This window comes from Gelidibacter sp. (assembly GCF_039916245.1).
In the GTDB taxonomy this organism is placed as follows: domain Bacteria; phylum Bacteroidota; class Bacteroidia; order Flavobacteriales; family Flavobacteriaceae; genus Gelidibacter.
Window position 1 is genome coordinate 1 of record NZ_JBDSLS010000020.1, and the last position, 3737, is coordinate 3737.

The 3737-nt window shown below is 36.4% G+C and carries 5 protein-coding genes; 2 read left to right on the plus strand and 3 right to left on the minus strand.

The window, feature by feature from the left end; translation table 11 throughout:
* On the minus strand, positions 1-982 hold a 982-nt coding region (locus ABIQ28_RS01230; RefSeq protein WP_348034928.1), incomplete at its 3' end, for a DegT/DnrJ/EryC1/StrS family aminotransferase.
* Positions 983-1196: 214 nt separating this feature from the next.
* Here ABIQ28_RS01230 and ABIQ28_RS01235 point away from each other — a divergent pair.
* Together ABIQ28_RS01235 and ABIQ28_RS01240 are read left to right on the plus strand one after the other, a co-directional pair.
* The gene (locus tag ABIQ28_RS01235; protein ID WP_348034929.1) at positions 1197-2432 is read left to right on the plus strand and encodes a glycosyltransferase N-terminal domain-containing protein; all 1236 of its coding nucleotides are present in this window, start codon (positions 1197-1199) and stop codon (positions 2430-2432) included.
* A gap of 94 nt (positions 2433-2526) precedes the next feature.
* Entirely contained in the window at positions 2527-2778 is a 252-nt protein-coding gene (locus tag ABIQ28_RS01240) for a hypothetical protein (RefSeq protein ID WP_348034930.1), read from the plus strand.
* Positions 2779-2859: 81 nt separating this feature from the next.
* Here the strand turns inward: ABIQ28_RS01240 and ABIQ28_RS01245 are convergent, their stop codons facing one another.
* Both ABIQ28_RS01245 and ABIQ28_RS01250 read right to left on the minus strand, forming a co-directional pair.
* Entirely contained in the window at positions 2860-3264 is a 405-nt protein-coding gene (locus tag ABIQ28_RS01245; protein WP_348034931.1) for a type II toxin-antitoxin system HicB family antitoxin, read from the minus strand.
* Between the two features lie 53 nt (positions 3265-3317).
* The gene (locus ABIQ28_RS01250) at positions 3318-3500 is read right to left on the minus strand and encodes a type II toxin-antitoxin system HicA family toxin (RefSeq protein WP_348034932.1); all 183 of its coding nucleotides are present in this window, start codon (positions 3498-3500) and stop codon (positions 3318-3320) included.
* Positions 3501-3737 lie beyond the last annotated feature (237 nt).

The following is a 3737-nucleotide window of genomic DNA, read 5'->3' on the forward strand; positions in this document are numbered from 1 at the left end:
TTTGCAGATGCAAAGGAATCGGATAATACACGCCACAAGGAATCCCCTGCTCGTTTAAATGTTTTACCAAAGCATCACGATTGACATCCTTAACTTTTAAGGTGTATTGATGGAATACATGGTTATCATCACTGCCTTCTTTAAAAGGTGTGACAATATGCTCATGACCTTCAAAAGCTTTATCGTAAGCATTTGCAGCTTTTAAACGTGCTGCATTATATGTATCCAAATGCTTTAACTTTGTATCTAATACAGCAGCTTGGATAGAATCTAATCGTGAATTAACGCCCACCACATCATGATGGTAACGCTCGTACATCCCATGATTGACAATACCTCTCAGTTTATGCGCCAAATCATCATCATTGGTAAAAATAGCGCCACCGTCGCCATAACATCCTAAATTTTTGGAAGGAAAAAACGAGGTAGAAGCCACATGTCCAATCGTACCAACTTTGGCTTTCTTACCATTGCTATACGTATAGGTTGCCCCAATAGCCTGTGCGTTATCTTCAATAACAAACAGATTGTGCTCCTCAGCAATTTTCATGATCGCTTCCATATTCGCACATTGACCAAACAAATGCACCGGAACGATTGCTTTCGTTCTTGGCGTAATGGCTTTTTTAATCGCCTCCACATCAATATTAAAAGTTTTAGGATCTACATCAACCAAAACTGGCGTTAATTGTAATAAGGCAATAACCTCAACAGTTGCAGCAAAGGTAAAATCGGCAGTAATAACCTCATCCCCTGGTTTTAAATCCAAGGCCATCATGGCTATTTGCAAAGCATCTGTGCCATTCGCACAAGGAATGACGTGTTTTACATCAAGATAATTTTCTAAATTTTTCTGAAATTGGTGTACTTGTGGCCCATTAATATAAGCTGTAGTGTCGAGAACTTCAGCAATAGACGCATCGACAACATCTTTAATCTTCTGATATTGACCCTTAAGATCAACCATTTGTATTTTTTTCATCTCGTTATATGTAGAATTGATAGTTTAAAACCTCAAGGCTTTATCGAGCAGCGAAATTACGAAATTGCACTTCTTATACCAATCATTCCTAAAGGTTTAATTTATTATTCGCTCAACCAATGCGTTCGATACACGAGAGCTATCACTAAAAATTCAATAGCATTTTTAAAGCGACATAATAGAAAGAAATGTATTTTAGCACAAATCATTCTTCTTGAAATTACTTTACAACATAGCATTATATAGCGTCGAATTTTTACTCAAAATTCCAGCATTTTTCAATGAAAAAATTAAAATGGGCGCTGAAGGACGCTCCAAGACCTTTTCAACTTTAGAAGAGCACTTAACTACTATCGACCGAACCTTTTGGTTTCATTGTGCTTCTTTAGGAGAATATGAGCAAGGACTTCCGATTTTTAAACAACTTCGAATGGAAAATCCGAACCATAAGATTGTGTTGACCTTCTTTTCGCCATCGGGATATGAGGTCCGGAAAAACACGGGCATTGCAGATGTGGTCGTCTATCTTCCTATGGATACTAAAGCCAATGCGAAACGTTTCGTCAAACTCGTCCATCCTGAATTGACCATCTTTGTGAAATATGATATCTGGCCAAATTACCTAAGCGAATTAAAAAACCGTAGTTTAAGAGCCATTTTGATTTCTGCATCTTTTAGAAAAGAGCAATCTTACTTCAAGTTTTATGGCGGGATGATGCGCAACGCCTTACGGGCTTTTGAACATATTTTTGTTCAAAATGAAAATTCAAAAACTTTGTTAAACGCGATCGACCTTAATAATGTTACCGTTGCTGGAGACACACGCTATGATCGCGTTTCTGACCAATTGCTTCAAGACAACACACTGCCGTTTATTGATCAGTTTAAAGACAACAAACTATGTGTGGTGGTTGGAAGCTCATGGCCCGAAGATGAAATCTTGTTTGTTGACTACATCAATTCAATACAATCAAAAAAAGTCAAATTCATCATTGCGCCCCATAATATCAAAAGCAATCAAATTGATCAATTCGTCAACCAACTTCAAAGGAAAACTGTACTGTTTTCTGATAAAGAGAATAAAGATCTCTCCGAATACGAGGTGTTTATCATCGATACGATTGGCATTTTAAGCAAAGTATACAGCTATGCTGACCTCGCTTACGTGGGAGGCGCTATGGGAAAAACAGGTCTTCATAACATCTTGGAGCCCGCAGTTTTTGGCATTCCGGTCATCATTGGTAAAAACTACAAGAAATTCCCCGAAGCCTATCAAATGATAGCTAATGGAGGCGTTATTAGTATTAAAGACAGTCAGGAACTTAAAAACAATCTAGATACGTTGATTAAAAACCCTGAAAAAAGAAATCAACTCGGAAATCTGAATGCCGCGTTCATCCTAAAAAACAAAGATGCCGTCATTCAAATCATGAACTATATCAATAATTAGACTAAAAACTGGCGCCAAACATCGGTAATATTATTTTTTTATTGGACTAACGATTCGAGTTTCATAAATTACACACTTAACTAAAACTTTTACTATGAAAAAAATTATTTTAAGTTCTGCCTTCGTTATTGTAGGTTTTTCATTGACATCTTGTAGAGAAACAGAAAAGAAAACAGATGAGCCAAGTGTTATTGTTATTGAAAAAAAGGCCGACGACACTCCTAAAAAGACAGAAGGCACGCTAGAAAAAGCCGGAAGAGCCATTGACAATGCTGCGAAAGAAGTCAAGGAAGCAGGCAAAGCTGTTGATAAAGCTGCGAAGGAAGTTGTTGGTGACGATAACTAATTCAAAAGCTAACTCATACAAATTAGAAGACCTGACGTGCATTGGGTCTTTTTTTATTGAATCAATTTCTTGTAAACACTATTAAAATGATACGGATAATAACTCTTGTCCTAATTCATGGACAGCTTCTTCAATTTCTTTCAAGCGTTTCTCTGATGCATTGGCTTTTCCTGTCGCATACTGCCGCAACAAGGATTTATTGATATTTGCTTTCGTGGCAATTCCTGCCATACTGATCTCAGGAACTAACTTAAAAAATCCTTGTAAATCCATTTCGTACATAAAATCTGGATTTTCAAATTCTTGAGACCAATCTTCACCGATTTCTTTGGCTACTTCAATATAATCCAAATAGGCTTGTTGAAAATTTCTCTTCAATTCCGCCAAAGACGCTCCGAAGGCACTCACAACACCAGGCGCATTAGTAGATGTGCCCCAATAAGTGCCGTCTTCAGCCTTTTCAACGTAGACATTTATGCTTTTCATAACGTATAGTATATTTGATTTAACTAATTCAATTCTTTAAAAAGTAAGGAAATTTATTTTAGCCCTGCCTGCTTTAATATCGCATTTACGGTTCCGATTGGAATATCTTTTTTAGGATGCGGAATTGTTACAATTCCTTTGTGCTGTTGATGCTTAAAATGGTGGTGACTACCCTTTGTTCTTACCAATTCCCATCCTTCCTTCTCTATCAACTTTATTAAAGAACTTGATTTCATCACATAAAGATATAACAATTATGTTATATATCAACAATGTTAAATGAGATTTTTTCTTCTATAAAAAAGGAAATTAAGATTATTAGATGAGATATTGCTTCCAAACCATAAAACTGATATTGGATACTTGAAAAGGATGAAATACTAAGGATTGCAATAAGTCAAAGTTGACTAAAACCAAAAAACCTTGACAATCTTTCGATTATCAAGGCTTAGTACTCAAGGCGGGACTTGAAC